Genomic DNA, 17976 nt, shown 5'->3' on the forward strand with positions numbered 1-17976 from the left:
CATAGACGAAACCGTTTCAACGGTTCCTATTTTTCTTTCCTGAAACCTACGATTGTTTTTTGTTTCAAGGCATTCGATCGGTCATCCCTACGGGATTTTAAATCCTTCCCGGTTCACTTTTACCCCCGGTTCCAACCGGGGGCTACAAAATGCTTCATCCCTCCGGGATTATCAAATCCAAAATCCCGGAGGGATGAAGCATTTTGTAGCGGTGGGTTTTAACCCGCCGAAAGAGAAGGCAACCGAATGGTTATTTCCCAACCGGCTTATGCGTTGCCAGCCACCGGTCCACGGTGCCGGTGATCGAAAACCGGACGTCTTTAAACCGCTCGGGCTTGGGCGTATTCAGGGCTTGCTGGAGCTTGACGATGCTGGGGTAAAAATCAGCGCTCCGGTTCAGGAATTGCCCGTCGAGGGCGCGCAGAAGCTGGTCGATGCCGTACATATCGAAGCTCCAGTGCTGCAGGTTGTTGCTGTCTTTGATATTCGCCCGAATGCTGTCCGATAGCCGGCCGATGCTCGCGTTCAGGGGGGCGACAAACTGCGCGGGATGCTCCACCGGGTTGCCATCCAGAAAATAATAAACCTCCTTATACCGCCAATCACTATCCAGCAACGCAATCAGTTCGGCTTCCCAGTTCGGATGCGCTTTGATTTTGGCGAGAGCCGCCTGCTTGACATCGTCGGGCTGATACCGGCTGGAATACCCCAGCAGGGTGACAATCGGGTCGTCGACTTTTTGGGCCGCAATGGTCTCCAGATTCTCCCGGTGCAGGCGGTCTTCCTGCTCGGCTCGCTGGGCCATTTCGACCTCCGCCGACCGGGCAGATTCGCGAAAGTATCCCACCAGCAAACCGCCGGAAAATACGGCACTGAGGCCCATCCCCACCCAAAACGAACCCTTAAGAACGGTGACCGGAACCAGGGAAGAACCAGCGGACTGGAGCGAGAGAAGACACGGTACCAGCCAGAAGAGCGGTATCCAGAACTGCCCCTGCCGGACGGCCAACCCGTGTAAAAAAGCCGGATAGAGCGTATCGGTGTGCCACTCCCATTTGAATACCGCAGAAAAAAACGTGGTCAACGCCACCACCAGCCAGGCAAAGAAAACCAGCGGAGTCCGGGTGCTGCCTGCCTGGGCAACCCAATCAAACCCGCCCCGGACGTTTAGGGTAATCGTTAAAATCAAACTGGTCAGGACAAAACCGGCTCCCCAAAAGAACAGGCCCAGCCCGTAACCCATGGCGTTTTCGCCAACCAGCGATGGTTTGGAAGCCGTAAATAAGGTTAGGCCGATGAAAAATACGGTCGTGAGGACCGCAAAGAGGTAGGCAAGCATGATGGTTTTAAGGTTACGGGGATGGGGCGAAATATAGCAGTTTAGGGGGAATTCTTAAAAAAAAGTTGCCTGATGCCATGGCAACTTGTTAAGTAGCTATACTGTTGGTATTGGTTACTTTTATCAAAATATAATTTTATAAACTGTAGATTAGTGTTGCTGATATTCTGTAATAATTAGTATTTTTGGAATTATCTATTTTGTCGGATAGTATGTTCAACGGCCGTCAGCGGTATTCCCTTCTCTTCCCCTTTCTGATCATTATTGCCATTTCGTTCATGGGGATTGGCGGGTATATGTACATCGAAGAGTACAACTTCATTGATGCCTTGTACATGACGGTTATTTCGATTACTACCGTGGGCTACACGGAGGTAAAACCGTTGTCGCCCAACGGACGGCTTTTTACGGTTCTTTTGCTGATTTCCAGTTTTACCACGTTCGCTTATGCCCTGGCACTCATTACGCAATACGTCGCCAGTGGCGAATTGATCAACTATTTTAGACAACGGAAAATGGTCAAACAGATTGATGAACTCACCAACCATGTGATTCTTTGCGGGCTGGGGCGAAACGGGCAGGAAGCGGCTATCACGCTGCGTCAGAACAAAGTGCCGTTTGTAGTCATTGAGCAAAACGAAGAGCGCGTCCGGTCGTATATGGCCAAAAACGCATCGCTGCTGTATCTGATCGGCAATGCGACCGAAGATGAAACGCTCCAGAAAGCCGGCATCGACCGGGCGAAGGCCTTGCTGACCGCCCTGCCCACCGACGCCGATAACGTTTTTATCGTGTTGAGCGCCCGGAGTCTGAATGAGAAACTGACCATCATCAGCCGGGCGTCGCAGCACTCGGCGCTGAATAAATTGCGGAAAGCCGGGGCCAACAAGGTTGTGATGCCGGACAAAATCGGGGGCGCCCACATGGCCAGTATCGTGAGCCGCCCCGATGTGATGGATTTCCTGGAATATCTGACGGGATACGCCGAGAGCGGCTCCATTGTCGACGTCATGGAAATTGGCACGTTATCGAAAGATTACGAGGGCGTGCCGCTCCAGCAACTCATCGACGACCACCTGGCCGAAGGCATCGTTATCGCCATCAAAACCACCAGCGATTACCTGATTACACCCAGCCCCAGCCTGCTCCTCGAACGGACGATGAAGTTGTTTTTCCTCCATAAAATCAACGTTCGGAACGCTTCGATGGAATTGGTGCAGAAAGCCTGACCAATGACGGTTTTTAGAGAATAGGCAGCCGTGACAGCGGGTTCGATTGCCGGAGCGGAATCCGATGACTACCTTTGCCGTTCCTCTGAAATTATCCCCAAACCGGTAATGTCTTCCCGCCTGAGTCTGATTATTGGCATTCTGTGCATCAGTATTTTTCCGGTTCTCATCCGGGTCACACCGATTTCCGGCATCAGCGATGCGTTCTACCGCATGAGCATTGCCACGGTTCTGATCTGGCCTTACGTACTTTTGAGTGGAAAATGGCAGGCTAAAACGATACACTACTGGAAACACATTCTGGTGTGCGGGCTGTTTTTTGCGTCCGATATCGTCGTCTGGAACTTATCCATTCAGGAATCGACAGCCACACAGGCGAGTTTGCTCACCAACCTGTCGCCCATCTGGGTGGGAATCGGCACGTTCCTGTTTTTTCCCGACAAACCGACGAAATACTTCTGGATCGGTACGGCGACGGCGCTGCTTGGGCTGATTCTTTTGATGGGCGTCGAGGTGTTCCTGACCATGCAATTTGATCGGGCATTTTTCCTGGCCGTTCTGTCCGGGCTGTTTTATGCCGGGTATATTGTCGTCAGCAAGACGGTTTTGGATAAAGTCCCGATTCTGAACTTTATGGCTTCGAGCATGACAGTGTCGAGTCTGTATCTGGTGCTGCTGTGCGTCGTATTGGGCGAGCCGCTGTGGGGCTTCGAACCCCGGATTTGGGGCTCTCTGGTGGTTCAGGCGGTGGTTTGCCAGCTTTTGGGCTGGATTGCGGTCAGTCATGCGCTCCAGAAAATCGATGCGCAACGGGTTTCGCTGAGTCTGCTCAGCCAGGCTATCGTGACCGGTTTTCTAGCCTGGCTGTTTATCGAAGAGAAAATAACGTTTCAGATGATTCTGGGCGGAATCATCATTCTGCTCGGTATTGCCATCACCTTCCGGCGGACGGTTAACCCGTAACCTGCCGCACCATCGCTTCCAGTTTCTGAAGCGGCAGCACCCCCGATTGCCGCCAGATGATTTTCCCTTTGTGGAACAAGATCATTGTCGGAACGCTCTGAATCTGGTAGGTGCCGGAAGCCCAGCGGCTTTTGTCGACATCCACTTTGATGATGCGTAGTTTGTCGCCGGTTTTTTCGGCGAGTTGTTTCAGCGTGGGGGCCAATACTTTGCAAGGCCCGCACCAGTCGGCATAAAAATCGACCAGCACGGGCGTGTCGCCCCGGATAATATCATGAAATGATTCGTTTTGTGTCGTGTTTGCTGCGTTGCTCATACCCGTTGCCGGGCAAAAGAGACACCGGCAAAAGCATAACACCGCGATTCGTCAGGAAGTTTTACCAGGGACGGTTTTGACTTTATTTACCGGATTGCGCCGTTTGATTGTTCAGATTGGTGAGGGCACAGACGTGAATAATCTTCCATTTTCCGCCGATTTTTTCAACCACCCGCGATTCTTTCGAGGTGGTTTTGCCGTGGCTGTCGATCAGCATCTGGTCATACCACACAAATGCCATTTTTCCGTTCTGATGAATCTCGTAGTTCGTGTTGTAGATGGACACGCTGTCGGCCGGTCTGGAGCTGTTGAACTGGCTCTTGAACTGCTTTTCCATGTTGTCCCACCCTTTGATCAGGGTAAAATCTCCGCCGTATAAATTAGCCGCAAAATAGATGTAAGGTGTGTGTGCCCAGCAATCCGCCCATTTTTCTTTGTCTCTTTTAAAGAAACCCTCCGTTTCATCGTAAAGAACCTTTTTGATGGCTACCTGATCGTTCTGTCCCCATCCGGGAAGAACCGTGCCAACCATGACGACGCATAAAACCAGAAGCTTTTTCATGATCGTATCGGGGAATGGTATAGGATGAAGATATAGACTTTTATTGTAGTAATCAAGTATTATTTTGTATTTTATCAGTTCATGTATCTACCATAAAAATCAATCCGTACTTTCGACTCTATGTCAAACCAAACTGCTGCCAGCCGGGCTGAAATGCCAAAGGCTGCCAACCCGATTCTGGATCGCAGAACCGTTGAAAATGCCAACCGAAATTTATTAAAACACCTGAAACCGGGCCTGTCGGTACTGGATGTGGGCTGCGGTTCCGGAGCCATCACGCGCGGCATGGCCGAACGGGTGGGGTCGCAGGGGCGCGTGGTGGGCATCGATCCCAGCGAAACCCTGCTTTTACAGGCCCGCCAACAGGCTGGCGAATTGCCCCAACTCACGTTTCAAACGGCGGATGTCTACGATTTTGAAACCGACGAACAGTTCGATTTGGTCACTTGCGCCCGGGTGCTGCAATGGCTCGCCCGCCCGGAAGAGGCCCTGGCCCGGATGGCAAAATGGGTGAAACCGGGTGGGGTGCTGGCCGTGCTCGACTACAATCACGAAAAGGTGGAATGGACGCCCGAACCGCCCGAAACCATGAAGAAATTCTACGGGGCGTTTCTGAAATGGCGGCAGGAAGCCGGTTTCGACAATGCCATTGCCGACCATCTGAAGGACTCGTTTCTGCGGATTGGTTTCGAAAAAATAACGATTGAGCCGCAATTTGAAATCAGCCAAAAAAGCGAGCCGATCTTTGTGGAAACGAGCCGAATCTGGTCGGAGGTGGCCCATCTGCGCGGACCGCAACTGGTGAAAGACGGGTATATTTCGGAAGAAGGCCGAACGGCCGCCATTGAAGACTATGACCGGTGGGTTGCCACCACCGGTGAATCCATGCAGTTGTATTTACTGGCGGTTGAAGGGCAGAAGAATGGGTAAAACCGGTTTACGGTATTCGGTTTACGGTATTTGGTTTACGGTAGCTGACGCATTAAATGGCATAAGCGTGCGTCAGCGACCGTAAACCAAATACCGTAAACCGAATACCGTAAACCGTAAACTGAACACCGTAAACCGTCAATTTACTTGGCCGATTTAACGGTTATTTCAAATGCCAGTGGCGCATAGGGAGGAACGACGTAATAGCCTTTGGAATCGGAGCTACCCTGCGCGCCATAACCGATTCCGGACGGGAAAACCAGCAGGGCTTTGTCGCCAACCGAAAGCAGCGAAATCCCCTTGTCAAAACCAACGATGTATTGGCCGGAACCCAGTTTGATCGTCAGGGAGTCACTTTTATCAAAAGGAGCCGTTCCTCGCAGGGTGTTAGCGGTATAGGCGACGGTAACGGTTTGTCCGGCTGTGATCCGCGCTCCGGTTCCTTTGGAAAGCCGGTAGACCCGGACGCTATCGGTGCCTTGGGCTAATGCCGTAGTATCAGGACGCGGTAGCTTTTTAAGCGCAGCATAATCGCCCATCTGCTGAATTTGTGAGCGGGAGCGATTGAGCTTGACGTCAAAAATAACCGCACTGTACTCCGGCATTTTATTTTCGCGGGTATTGCTGCCAAAGGCCAGGTTGTTAGGCATAAAAAAACGACCCGTCTGGCCTTCTTTCATCAATATGAAACCCTCTTCCAGGCCTGGAACGACCACACCGGCCAGAAAAGGGATATACGCCGGTTTGGTTTTGTTGGCGCTATCTATCAAAACCGCCTTTTTCGTGGTCGGATCGATGTAAGACAGCGTATAGGTAAACTCCAGTTCTTCGTTTGGCGTCGCAGCTTTGGCGGTCGAGGGCGTGGGCGTAATAATGTAATACAGCCCTGAAAGGGTTGACGTTACCTGATCCTGTAACTGGTTAGCCGTCAAATGATCCTTGATCTGCTGGATGTTTTGTTCCACCGTGCCGGCACTCGGATCATTGAGATTATTCATACAGGAAACCAGTCCGACCGCCAGAAACAAGGCAATAAGCGCACTCAGATGTTTAGAATTCATGCTCGCAATTAAAATTGAATTGATAAGGTGTAACTGTATCCATGACCCCACCTTTTGAAAAACCGTTGCAACGGCCGGCAAAAATTACGGTACCAACCGGCCTTCCCCTTCCCGTAAAGTCCAAAAACGCGTGGCTAGTTCGGGCCTGGTGGTGAGGGCTTTACGCAATTCCTCGACGGGTTCGTTTTCCCCGTCGTCGGCCAGCGGAAAGGTGCCGTAATGAATGGCCACGCTCTGTTGCGACCGAATGTCGTCGTGAATCCGGACGGCCTCGGCGGGCGAGCAGTGAATGGGTGACATGAACCAGGTCGGCCGAAAGGCACCAATCGGAATCAGCGCAAGCCGGATGGGACCGAACTGCTCCCCGATTTTCCTGAAAAACGGACCGTAACCCGTATCTCCGACAAAATACAACTTTCCGGCGGCCTGGCTATCGATCAGAAAACCGCACCAGAGTGTGGCGTCACGATCGAACATGCCCCGCCCGGAGAAATGCTGTGCCGGAACGCAGTGGATCTTGGTGCTGTCGTTGTAGGCCAGCGAGTCGTTCCAGTCCATTTCGGTCACGTTCTGGCAACCCTTTTCTTCCAGAAAAGCTTTCACACCCAGCGGGCAATAGACTTTGGGCTGGTCGCGCCGACAAAGTTTCTGAACCGTCTCAATGTCCAGGTGATCCCAGTGATTGTGACTCAACAGCAGAATATCGATTTTGGGAATATCCTCGAAACGAATGCCGGGTGGGCGATTTCGCGCCGGACCAACCCACTGAAAAGGGCTGGTGCGCTCATACCAAACCGGGTCCGTCAGCACGTTCAGACTGTCGAACTGGAGCAAAACCGTCGAGTGATTGACAAACGTGACGCGCACCGGAGAGCCGCCAACGCGACCGGGTGGGCGAGGACCGGGCGGTTCGTTGCGGAAAGCACCCCACGGTTTTTTGTCGCTGCCCGACAACATCCACTCGAGGGCTTCCATCAAGCCTTTGGCTCTCGCGCCGTTGTAATTATGGAATTGTTTCCCATCGAAATGGTCGGTAACCGGTCCTTTGTATCCGGGTGCGGAAATCAAATAACCAATCGTGAGAAGAACGGCGACGGCAACGACGATAAAGACCAGTAAACCCAGTAAAATTTTCGGGACCATACGGTGGGCAGATTACAGCAACACCTTGTCGATCTTGTGAACAACGCCGTTGGTTGCGGTTCTGTTGGCGCTGGTGACAGTGGCCGGCGACGTCAGGCCTTTGCTCTTCACGGTCACCGTCGTGCCAGTCGCGGTCACCGTCAGTTTGCCGGTGCTGTACGCCGTCACCTCACCCGTGGTCAGATCATTGGAATAGAGACGACCCGCTACGACATGGTTGGCCAGAATGGCGGTCAGGGCTGTCACCGGCACTTTATTGATCGTATCGGCCGTACTGAGTTTCAACGCCCGAAACGCGTTGTTGGTGGGCGCAAAGGTGGTGTAAGGCTGCGTCCCGGTCAAAACGGCCGCCAGCGTTGGGTTGACGGCAGCAATCCGCAGGGCGGCAACCCCCAGCAACGACAGGCTCGTATCGGCCTGAACCACGCCCACCAGACTGCCTCCGCTGCCGGTTGGGGGTGGCAACAGGATGCGGTCGATGACGTGCATGATGCCGTTTGCGGCCTTTACGTCGGGCGTGATCACTTTGGCGCCGTTGATGAATAAACCGCTGGTTCCGTTGGTAACGTAGGCGACAACCGCCTGGTTGTTGATGCTCAATGAGGTTTGAACGGCCTTGTTCTTTTCCATCGGAAAACCGGAGGAGGCCACGGCGGCTTTCAGAACATGGTATTGCAGAATGCCGGTCAACTGTTCTTTGGTCAGGGCCGTCAGTGAGGTCGCATCCGCAACCCCCGAAGCGCGGAAAGCCGCATCGTTGGGGGCAAAAACCGTCAGGTTTGGATTCTTGAATGCATCGAGCTGACCCGCCTGGAGAATAGCCGCTTCCAGAATGGTGAAGTCGCTGCTTTCAACGATCAGATCAGCAACGGTTTTGGGTTGCGCAGATGCCGTATCTTCCTCTTTGTCACAACTGGTGGTAAATGTAAAAAGAGCGGCTAAAACCGCCAGCAGCAAGGCCCGGGACCGGGGTGTGGACAAACGTGTTTTTTTCATGGAAAAGCGATGGATGAATAAGATTAAGTGGACAATCAGGTCGGACAGATGGATCGGCTTGCTATCTTTATGCCGGTACAGTTCAAAACGAAACCGGTAGTATGTTTATTGGACAAAACCAACCGGTTACAACTACGTTACAAAACTACCAAATCCTTTGTTAAACTTACTTTTTTGATAACCCATGAAAGAAAAATTGCTCGTATTGGTTCTCCTGGTTGTGGTGTCGGTTGGTTTTATGGCACCAACCAAAAAAGTCCGGCTATTCAACGGAAAAGATTTGACGGGCTGGAAAATCTACGGTACCGAAAAATGGTATGTGGCGGATGGTGAACTGGTCTGCGAGAGTGGCCCCGACAAAGGCTACGGATATCTGGCGACCGATAAATTCTATAAAAACTTTGATCTGTCGCTGGAGTTCAAACAGGAGGCCAACGGCAACAGTGGCGTTTTCATCCGGTCGACGGTAGAAGGAACGAAAGTGAGCGGCTGGCAGGTCGAGGTGGCGCCCCCGAACCACGATACGGGCGGTATTTACGAATCCTACGGCCGGGGCTGGCTGATCCAGATTCCCGACGAAAAAGAGAACATCCTGAAGCCGGAGCAGTGGAACAAACTGCGGATTCGGGCCGAGGGCGACCGCGTGCAGACCTGGCTCAATGGCCAGCAAATGGTGGATCTGAAGGACGAAAAAATCGGGAAAGGCGAAGGCGGAGTGGCCTTGCAGATCCACGATGGGGGCGGTATTAAAGTGCGCTGGAAAAACCTGGAACTGAAACCGCTGTAAACGAAGGAACGACCACGTTGTCACTTGCTTACAGCAAGTGACAACGTGGAAAAGGTTTTGAATCAGCTATTTTGTAGGGTAGCAATCGCTTGCCTGATGCGTATACATCTCTTTAATTTTTAATGATAAAAGCGGCCTGATCACCTCTGTGTTTTTTGTTTAATTGCCGGGCAAGCCGTTTGTATTTTTCTTTTTTAAGTTTCCGGTCTATGTAATTTGAATACAGGCTTTTTGAGTCCTCGTAAAGCCCGATGTTATTTTTATATTTTTCGCTGTTTGTAAATTGCGCATGGGTAGAATCATAAATAATATCTTCCAGTTTTAGCCCAGCCTTTGAAATAAGTAACTTCATGCTTTCTACCGAGTGAAGAAATAAATGTCTGGGCGCATCCAGTTGAAACCAATCGGTTCCGTAATGTTCCCAGGCGTATGAAGTAACCGTTGGAATCCGGATAACACAAATTCCGCCGGGCTTTAACAACTTAGAAACCGCCAGTAAATGTTCTAAAGGGTCCGGAACATGCTCAAAGGAATGGTTATAAAGGATAATGTCCCATTTTCCTGTAACCGTATAGATTTGATTCTTAACAACTTTATAGCCGTTTGGATAGACGATAGTTTCCTTTATAAAGGGATCTACGCCTTGCACCTGCTTCATTCCTAATTCGTATAAGGGGTATAAAAAAGCGCCCTCACCACTGCCTACATCCAGTATTTTAGACTGCATGGTCAGCGACAAAGAACCCAGTATGTCGTATTGCTTTGCCTGAAAGAACGCGTTTAGAAAGCCTAAAGAATCGGTTTTTGGGAATAAAGATGCTTTATATTTGTACTTCCTAATGGTGCCTCTTACTCCTCCGAATATATCCTTTTCAGGAGACTCGAATCCGTTGTAACCTTCGGGATAATATTTCGATAAATTGCCGGGAATGTCTTCTATTTGTAAACAATGGCATTGGCCGCACTGGAAGTAGGTAAATTCTTCCCGTGTGCCAAGCATCATTTCTTTTGCTTTGAAATATTTTTTTTCCTTTTCACTTCCGCAGATACGACACTTCATACGATACTTTCAATAAAACTGCGTTTATAACTTTATTACAGTTTTAAAATTAGTTTAAAACCCGGTTTCAGAATCTAAACAGTCTCTTTGCTTTTGACGAAGATAGTGAACAATCTGGGGAGTATGTACAATTAAGGGTAAATAACAGCCATACGGGTTATTTTAGGCGAAGTATACCTGGCGGTTGTTGCTCCGCTCACGGACAACCTGTGGCCGCGAAACAACGCTTTGGGTCGTATTGTACTTCTTGTAGCTTTACAAAAAAATAAACCCGTCATGAAACCGCGTCACTACATTGCCATCGCCGTCCTTGCCGTTCTGGGCATCATCTGGGTGGGGCCTTACTATACGGTTTATCAACTCAAAACGGGTGTGAAGGCCAACGATGCGGAAGCGATTGCTGATCAGGTGGACTTTACCCGGTTGCGCCAGAATCTCAAAGATCAGCTCAACGCACAGGCTGCCAATGCCGTCAACGACCCTAACAACAGCCCGGCTACAGCCATGGTGAAAGGATTGACCGGGCTCTTTGCCGGTGCAGTAGTCGACCGGATGGTAACACCGGTCGGTCTGGCGACGATGATGCGGGGGCAAAAAGTGAATCCCCTGAAGAAATCCACCGGGGGAACGACCGAACCGTTCGGTAAAGTGCGCTTTCGGTTCAATTCCTTCAATACGTTTTCGGCCTATGTTCCCCACAAAGACGGGAATGAAATTCGTTTTGTGCTCACACGCGACTGGTTCGACTGGAAGCTGACGAATGTGATTCTGCCGCTGGAGTAAGGCGGTTTTACCAACTCGCGGCTGACCCATTCCGGTCTCCGGCCTGCGCTATTCCGTACCGTGAAATTTCTGAAAAATCTAAAAACAGCGTCTATGATGACTTCCCGGAATCGACTTTTACTCGGTTTGATCTTACTTGGCAGCGGTTGGCTGGGGCTCGCCCTAACGCCCTCCCCTGTGGCCACCAAACCCAACATCATCATCATCATGGCCGATGACCTAGACAGTCGGCAGTTGAGTTGTTACGGCGGAAAAAACCTGAAAACGACCCACATCGATGCGCTGGCGAACGAAGGCTTGAAATTTAATCACATCTATGCCTCCGAAGCCATGTGTGTGCCGACGCGGGCTTCACTTTTTACGGGCTTGTATCCGGTGCGGCACGGATCATTCCAGAACCACAAGCCGGTTTACGATACCCTGAAAAGCGTTGGCCATTACCTGGCAGATTTGGGCTACCGCGTCGGACTGACGGGCAAAGACCACAGCACCAAACCCAAAACCGTCTTTCCGTTCGAGATCATCACCGGTTTTGAACCCAATTGCGTGGCCCCGACGGACGACTACCAGTTGAACGATGTCCGGAAATTCATCACCCGGACGGATCAGCCGTATTGTCTGTTCGTCATGAGCATCAATCCGCATACGCCCTGGACGGTGGGCGATACCACCGAGTTTGATGCGGATAAATTGATTCTGCCCGCCAATTGGATCGATACGCCGGTCACGCGCCGACAGTTTGTCAAATACCTGGCTGAAGTTCGGCGACTGGACGAGCAGGTGGGCGAAATTACCCGCTTGTTGAGAGAAACCGGTCAGGACAAGAACACCATTGTCGTGTTTCTGGGTGAACAGGGTGCGCAGTTCCCGGGCGCAAAATGGAACCTGTGGGATGTGGGGCAGAAAAGTTCGATGGTGGTCAAATGGCCCGGAACCGTCAAAGCCCGCACCGAAACCGACGCGCTGGTTCAATACGAAGACATTACCCCAACCCTCGTGAATCTGGCGGGTGGCAAACCCATTGCCGGGCTGGACGGCAAAAGCTTTCTGCCGGTTTTGCTGGGAAAAAGCCCGACCGCGCGACCGTATGCCTACGGAATCCACAACAACATCCCCGAAGGAAATCCCTACCCGATTCGCAGCATCCGCGACACCCGCTACAAGCTGATTCTGAACCTGACACCCGATGAGGAGTATTACAACCGATTTATGATGAACGCGAAGCAAAAAGACCGCAATTCGGTCTGGTTCTCCTGGATCGACCAGGCACCGAACGATCCGAATGCCAAACGGATCACGGACCGGGTTGTGAAAAGGCCCGCCATCGAATTTTACGATACCCAGAAAGACCCCTGGGAGCTTACCAATCTGGCCACGGACCCGACTCACCAAAACCAGATTAGACAATACCGGCAGAAACTGGAAACCTGGATGAAACAACAGGGGGATGCCGGAGCCGCACTCGACATCGTTTATGCTAAAAAGAAGGAATAACCGGCCATCCATAACACCAACCCAAAAAAATAGCACCAGGAAGATCCCGGTGCTATTTTGTTTGTCAATTTAATCGGTACTCGAAAACGATCTATCGTTGCCTATTTATCCCACCAGACAACGCTGGAGAGCGTGTTGGTGCCGCCCTGCCGTGTTCGTGCTTCGATGAAATTGGTTTTGTTGTACGTTTCTTCCGAATCGGGAACCACAAAGCGGGTTGGGATTTTTCCGCCCGTCAGGTTGCCCGGATAATTGGTCGGCGTCAGCACCGGATAGCCGGTCCGGCGCCAGTTGGCAAAAATCTCGTATTCGTCTTCCAGGAAAAGCGACACCCACTTTTGGGTCTGGATCTGTTCCATTTGCTGCGCTACGGTTCCGCCGGTTTTATACGGATTGAGGGCCAGATACGCGTTGATCTTGGCCTCGGAAATTACCCCACCGGTTCCGAACAGCGACCATTGCCGCATCCCGGCTCTAACGGCATTGGCATACGCCGTTGCCGCCGTTGTTCCGCTGGCCCAGCCGCGTACGGAAGCTTCCGCCAGCAAGAGGTTCGTTTCGGCATTGCCAAACACGATCAGGGGCGCACTGTATTTCAGCAGCGTGTTCGGATTGGGTTCAGAAAACGTGTTGAAGTTGGCTGGCAGGTTGTTGAAAGCTGCGTTGGGCATTCCGCTTTGCAAAGCCGTTGTGGTATCAGCCGTAAACGTTTTGCCGTCGGCAGACGTCCAGACAATGGAAATCACGTTCAGACGCGGATCTTTGGTGTTTTTCAAATAATCGATCAGCGTTTTGGCAAATTTGCCGCCTTCCACATTGTCGCCACCGGGTGTGATGTAATCGGTGCTGAGCAAACCGTTGGCAATGAAATTGCGGCTGGCGGTTTGTGAACCGTCCACGTAGGCAATGACGGCCCGGTCGGCATCCTCCAGAATCACACCCCCGGCGATGGCTTTTTCAACCCAGGTTTTGGCCGTAGCCGCATCCACTTCGGTCAGGCGCATGCCCAGCCGCAGCATCAGCGAGTAGGCGAATTTTTTCCATTTTACCACGTCGCCCCCAAACATCAGGTCGGCTGAGCCGAAGGTCGCTTTGGTCGCGTCAAAAGCCGCAATCGACTGTTCTAGTTCTTTCAGCAAATCGGCGTAAATCGCCTGCTGGGTGTCGTATTTAGGGCCGTAATTCTTGTCAGAAAGGGCCTTTCCAGCCTCGAAATATGGAATGTCACCGTACAAATCCGTTAGCCGGTGGAACACGTACGCTTTCCAGATGCGGGCCGCCGACAGTTTGTTCACGCTGGCCGGATTGGTCGAAACCGCATCGATCACCTGACGGATGGAAACGACCGCTCCCTGCCCGGCACCGGTTCCGGCGTAGGCATTCCAGTTGCCGGTCGAATACCCGAAGTTAAAGTATTTGTCACCAGCCGCCGGGACCTCCTTGTAGGTAGCAAAGTGCTGCATCGACTGCCCGATGGTCAGGTAAGCCGCCCCCGTAAAGTTGGTGCTTACGCCGTCCAGCAAGGCGCGGGTGAACATGTATTCGGGAATGACTTCGGAATATTTATTGGGGTCTACGTTCATTTCCTCAAAACCCTTGTCGCAGGAAGACAACAGGAGGAACAACGGAGCCGCACACAGTATTTTTTGGATCAGACGCTTCATCGTGAGATAGTTTTAATTAGAATTTCACCATTAAATTCACACCAAGACTGCGGGTTCTGGGCACCCCAAAGGCTTCCAAACCCTGGGCGTTGGTGCTCGTATAGCCCGATTCAGGATCGAAATACTGGTTCTTTTTGTCCTTGTACAGAATCGCGAGGTTACGCGCCACGAGGGAAATCGAAGCCGATTGCAGTTTCAGGAACGACAACTTGCTGACGGGCAGGTTGTAGCTCAAAACCACCTGACGAAGCTTTACGAAGTCGTTGTTGAACATGAACATGGCGGTGTAATTCTTGTCGTTGTCGTAGTAGGTATCCACCTCTTCTTTTTTCCAGGTTTTGGTAAACGGATTGCCTTCGGGGGTGACACCGGTTACGGTGACACCGGTTTCCCGACCCGGCAGCGTTTCCTGCGGCAAACCAAACCGGTAGGCATACTGGTACAGGTTCGAATACACGATGCTGCCGAACTTGCCGTCGATCAGGAAATTGAGCGAGAAGTTTTTATACCGGAAATTGTTGGTAATCCCCATCGTGAGCGGAGGAGTGCCCTGCCCGATTTCCTGCAGATCGCCCCGAACCGCATAACCGCTGGCGGTGTTGAAAACCACATTGCCGTTGGCATCGGTTTTCTTATTATACCCCCAAACCGTTCCATATGGCCGGTTCAGGACGTTTCGCACCAGACCGCCACCCACACCGCTGCCAACGTCGATACCGGTCAATCCTTCGGCCAGTCGCTCGATCTTGCTCTTGTTGTAGGCCATGTTGAAGCTGACATCCCAGCCGAAAGCACCCTGGCTAACGGGCGTGCCGGTCAGCAGTAGCTCAACGCCTTTGTTGCTCAACTCACCCACGTTCAGCAGGGCCGAGGTGTAGCCCGACGACAGGGCGATGTTGGACGTTACGATGTCGTCCGTGGTTTTCCGGTTGTAAAACGTCAGGTCGATGCCCAGACGGTTGTTCAGGAATTTGGCCTCAAGACCGCCTTCGTAGGTGGTGGATGTCAGCGGTTTCAGATCCGGGTTGGGCACCTGCGACGACGACAACACCTGCACCGGACGACCATTGTGACCACCCTGCTGCATCGAATAATACTGGTAAATCTGGTAGGCATTCACCGTGGCACCGCCCACCTGCGCCCACGAAGCCCGCAGTTTGGCAAAGCTGATGGCTTTCGGCAACCGGAACGCATCCGACAGAATCAGCGAGCCACCGATCGACGGGTAGAAAATGCTGTTGCTCTTCGGGTTCAGAACCGAAAACCAGTCCTGCCGACCGGAAACCGTCAGGTACGCCAGCCCTTTGTAGCCAAAATCGACCGAACCAAACACGGAATTGATCGCACTTTTCAGATACGTCGGCGTGGTCGTCGATGCGGCCAGGTTGGTGTAGCTGTAGAAATAAGGCACCGTAAACTCGCTGCCCGCGATCACTGTCTGGTCGTAAATGGCGCGTTGTGAATTGGCTCCCAACATCGCCGTGAAACTCAATTCCTTGAAAAACGTGGTGTTATAGTTCAGCGTCAACATGCCGTTGGTTTCCGACGACGTCGTTTTCCGGGCTTCATACGTTCCCAGCGGCTGGTAGGCGTTGTTGGTCGGCTGTACGTATTCCGACGAGAAGCTGTAATAATCCTGGCTCACGCTGCCTTTCAGATACAGGTTGTCCAGAATGTCGTAACGAATGCTTCCCTGACTCAGAAACCGGTTTTTGGTGTCGTCGTTTTTGAACTTGTTGACCACAAAATAGGGGTTCGGGGCGGCTGGAACCGGGTTCCACTCTACTTCTTTGCCCGTCAAAGGGTCATACCCCGGCGAAAGGCTGCGGATGTCAACCACGTTGGCCACCAGATACGTCGCCCAGTGCGGGTTCATGTCGGCATATCCTACTTTGGGGCGGTTTTTGCCTTCTTCCAGGTTATACTGGAACACGGTTTCGATGCTCAGCTTCTTACCCAAAAAGGCGTTCAGATTCAAATTGGCGATTCGGCGGGTGAACGACGAGTTCGGCACGATGCTGTTGGCGCTGGTGTTGTTCAGACCCAGGCGGAAATTGACCGATTCGTTGCCGCCCGTGAAAGCCACCGAGTTGATGTAGTTGCTTCCGGTGCGGTAGAAGTTTTTCAGGTTGTCTTTCTGGGGCGAATACGGGTGCAACTGGCCGTCGACCTGAATGGTGGGCTGGCCGTCCATCCGCGCTCCGTACGACAGGCGTCCCGTACTTTTGGCCTCGGTCAGCGTGGTCGGTTTTTTGCCGTCCAGGCCCTGACCGAATTCATACTGCCAGTTCGGAATCACGGCGATGTCTTCAAACGTCGTGTTGCTGTTGATTTCCACCCCAATTCCTTTTTGCCCACGGCCTTTTTTGGTCGTGATCAAAATCACCCCGTTGGAAGCCCGGGCACCGTAAAGAGCCGCTGCGGGGCCACCTTTCAAAACGCTGATGGACTCGATGTCGTCGGGGTTGATCCCGCCAATGCCGTCACCCCGGTCGACGTTCATCCCGTTGCCGTCCGAAGCCGTACCACCGCCCGGAATGCTGTTGTCCATCGGCATCCCGTTGATCACATACAAAGGCTGGTTGTTGCCATTCAGCGAACCGTTTCCACGGATAATGATCCGGCTCGAACCACCGGGGCCGGTGGCCATGCCGGTTGCGTTCACCCCGGCAATTTTCCCGGTCAGGGCGTTGGCGACGTTGTTTTCGCGGGCTTGCGTAAATTCACTGCCTTTCACTTCCGAAACGGAATAGGCCAGGGCTTTTTTCTCCCGGGCAATCCCGAGGGCGGTTACGACCACTTCGTTCAGTGACTTGGCCTCCGGGGCCAATTGCACCGAAAGCGTCGTCTGATTGCCAACCGTTACTTCTTTGGAGGTATAGCCTACGAAGCTGAAAATCAGAACCGCCGTCTGAACTTCTGCATCCGGGATTTCCAGTTTGTACTGGCCTTCAGCGTCGGAAGAGGTTCCCCGCTGGGTGCCTTTCACCAGAACGCTGACGCCGGGGAGTCCGACGCCATTTTCGTCCGAAACCTTCCCCGTTACATTGCGTTTGGGTGCTTCTTTGACACTAGCTGGTGCGACTTCGACCGGACCCGGAGCGCGTTTCAGGATGATTTTGTCCTGCACGACTTCGTAAACCACTTTGTGCGGGGTCAGTATTTTTTCCAGTACTTCCGAAAGCGCTTCGTCCTGAAACCGGAAGGTGTATTTCTGATTGCTGAAAACCTGGGGATTGTACATGAATTTGACTTTCGTCATCTTCTCAATTTTCTCCAGCGCCTTCTCGACATCGACATTGGTTAACAGCAGCGTTACTTTTTGTTCCAGCACTTTCTGACCCCGTACGTCATGGGCGTGGGCCAGCGGAGTTAAAATAATGAATAGAGACAGTAGGGATTGATACAGAGCAACGCGCATAATCGTCTGTAAAACAGGATGAACATGTAGGAGTCTTGACATAATGTTGGTCTTGTCGGTTAAAATTCGGCACACTGATTCCCAATCCATCCGCTGGGGATGTAGCAAAATGAGCTTAAAAGCGAAGGGGATCAACTGACCGATAATGGTGTCACATTATCGGCTTTATTAAATAGTCAGCAATGAAGTTTCTTCATAGGCTTCCGTATTTTTTGTCTACAGGATCGT

At 52.0% G+C, this 17976-nt stretch carries 15 protein-coding genes; 6 read left to right on the top strand and 9 right to left on the bottom strand.

Annotated features, from left to right (window positions below):
- Positions 1-250: 250 nt before the first annotated feature.
- The gene (locus tag ACS5NO_RS01825) at positions 251-1339 is read right to left on the bottom strand and encodes a hypothetical protein (protein ID WP_439413571.1); all 1089 of its coding nucleotides are present in this window, start codon (positions 1337-1339) and stop codon (positions 251-253) included.
- A 185-nt stretch (positions 1340-1524) separates the two neighbouring features.
- On the opposite strand from ACS5NO_RS01825, the gene ACS5NO_RS01830 reads away from it, so the two are divergent.
- Complete coding sequence (locus ACS5NO_RS01830) at positions 1525-2568, top strand: potassium channel family protein (RefSeq protein WP_439413572.1); 1044 nt, start codon at positions 1525-1527, stop codon at positions 2566-2568.
- A gap of 108 nt (positions 2569-2676) precedes the next feature.
- Positions 2677-3531, top strand: a complete 855-nt coding sequence (locus ACS5NO_RS01835; RefSeq protein ID WP_439413573.1) for a DMT family transporter — start codon at positions 2677-2679, stop codon at positions 3529-3531.
- On the opposite strand, the gene trxA is transcribed toward ACS5NO_RS01835, so the two are convergent.
- Entirely contained in the window at positions 3521-3847 is a 327-nt protein-coding gene (trxA, locus tag ACS5NO_RS01840) for a thioredoxin (protein WP_439413574.1), read from the bottom strand. The genes ACS5NO_RS01835 and trxA overlap by 11 nt on opposite strands.
- 82 nt (positions 3848-3929) lie before the next feature.
- Positions 3930-4409 carry a Cif family virulence factor gene (locus tag ACS5NO_RS01845; RefSeq protein ID WP_439413575.1) on the bottom strand — a complete coding sequence of 160 codons (480 nt, stop codon included), beginning with the start codon at positions 4407-4409 and terminating at the stop codon, positions 3930-3932.
- Between the two features lie 120 nt (positions 4410-4529).
- Between ACS5NO_RS01845 and ACS5NO_RS01850 the strand changes: the two genes are divergently transcribed.
- Positions 4530-5339 carry a class I SAM-dependent methyltransferase gene (locus ACS5NO_RS01850; RefSeq protein WP_439413576.1) on the top strand — a complete coding sequence of 270 codons (810 nt, stop codon included), beginning with the start codon at positions 4530-4532 and terminating at the stop codon, positions 5337-5339.
- Between the two features lie 143 nt (positions 5340-5482).
- On the opposite strand, the gene ACS5NO_RS01855 is transcribed toward ACS5NO_RS01850, so the two are convergent.
- From ACS5NO_RS01855 to ACS5NO_RS01865, 3 genes are all read right to left on the bottom strand, one after another.
- Complete coding sequence (locus ACS5NO_RS01855; protein WP_439413577.1) at positions 5483-6400, bottom strand: FKBP-type peptidyl-prolyl cis-trans isomerase; 918 nt, start codon at positions 6398-6400, stop codon at positions 5483-5485.
- 84 nt (positions 6401-6484) lie between these two features.
- On the bottom strand, positions 6485-7543 hold the full coding sequence (locus ACS5NO_RS01860; protein WP_439413578.1) for an MBL fold metallo-hydrolase: 1059 nt from the start codon (positions 7541-7543) through the stop codon (positions 6485-6487).
- Between the two features lie 12 nt (positions 7544-7555).
- A complete protein-coding gene (locus ACS5NO_RS01865) occupies positions 7556-8539 on the bottom strand; it encodes a fasciclin domain-containing protein (protein WP_439413579.1) in 984 nt (327 codons plus the stop codon).
- A gap of 184 nt (positions 8540-8723) precedes the next feature.
- On the opposite strand from ACS5NO_RS01865, the gene ACS5NO_RS01870 reads away from it, so the two are divergent.
- Positions 8724-9326: a 3-keto-disaccharide hydrolase gene (locus tag ACS5NO_RS01870; RefSeq protein ID WP_421827617.1), complete on the top strand. Its 603-nt coding sequence runs from the start codon at positions 8724-8726 to the stop codon at positions 9324-9326.
- 112 nt (positions 9327-9438) lie between these two features.
- Here ACS5NO_RS01870 and ACS5NO_RS01875 read toward each other — a convergent pair whose 3' ends face one another.
- Positions 9439-10386: a class I SAM-dependent methyltransferase gene (locus ACS5NO_RS01875; protein ID WP_439413580.1), complete on the bottom strand. Its 948-nt coding sequence runs from the start codon at positions 10384-10386 to the stop codon at positions 9439-9441.
- A 276-nt stretch (positions 10387-10662) separates the two neighbouring features.
- Here ACS5NO_RS01875 and ACS5NO_RS01880 point away from each other — a divergent pair, with 276 nt between their 5' ends.
- On the top strand, positions 10663-11169 hold the full coding sequence (locus tag ACS5NO_RS01880) for a DUF2939 domain-containing protein (protein WP_439413581.1): 507 nt from the start codon (positions 10663-10665) through the stop codon (positions 11167-11169).
- Positions 11170-11262: 93 nt separating this feature from the next.
- Positions 11263-12663, top strand: a complete 1401-nt coding sequence (locus ACS5NO_RS01885; protein ID WP_439413582.1) for a sulfatase family protein — start codon at positions 11263-11265, stop codon at positions 12661-12663.
- Positions 12664-12764: 101 nt separating this feature from the next.
- Here the strand turns inward: ACS5NO_RS01885 and ACS5NO_RS01890 are convergent, their stop codons facing one another.
- Both ACS5NO_RS01890 and ACS5NO_RS01895 read right to left on the bottom strand, forming a co-directional pair.
- The gene (locus ACS5NO_RS01890; protein ID WP_439413583.1) at positions 12765-14327 is read right to left on the bottom strand and encodes a SusD/RagB family nutrient-binding outer membrane lipoprotein; all 1563 of its coding nucleotides are present in this window, start codon (positions 14325-14327) and stop codon (positions 12765-12767) included.
- A 16-nt stretch (positions 14328-14343) separates the two neighbouring features.
- Complete coding sequence (locus ACS5NO_RS01895) at positions 14344-17790, bottom strand: SusC/RagA family TonB-linked outer membrane protein (protein ID WP_439413584.1); 3447 nt, start codon at positions 17788-17790, stop codon at positions 14344-14346.
- Between the last annotated feature and the right edge of the window lie 186 nt (positions 17791-17976).

The organism is Larkinella fluvii, from assembly GCF_051857545.1.
Classification (GTDB): domain Bacteria; phylum Bacteroidota; class Bacteroidia; order Cytophagales; family Spirosomataceae; genus Larkinella.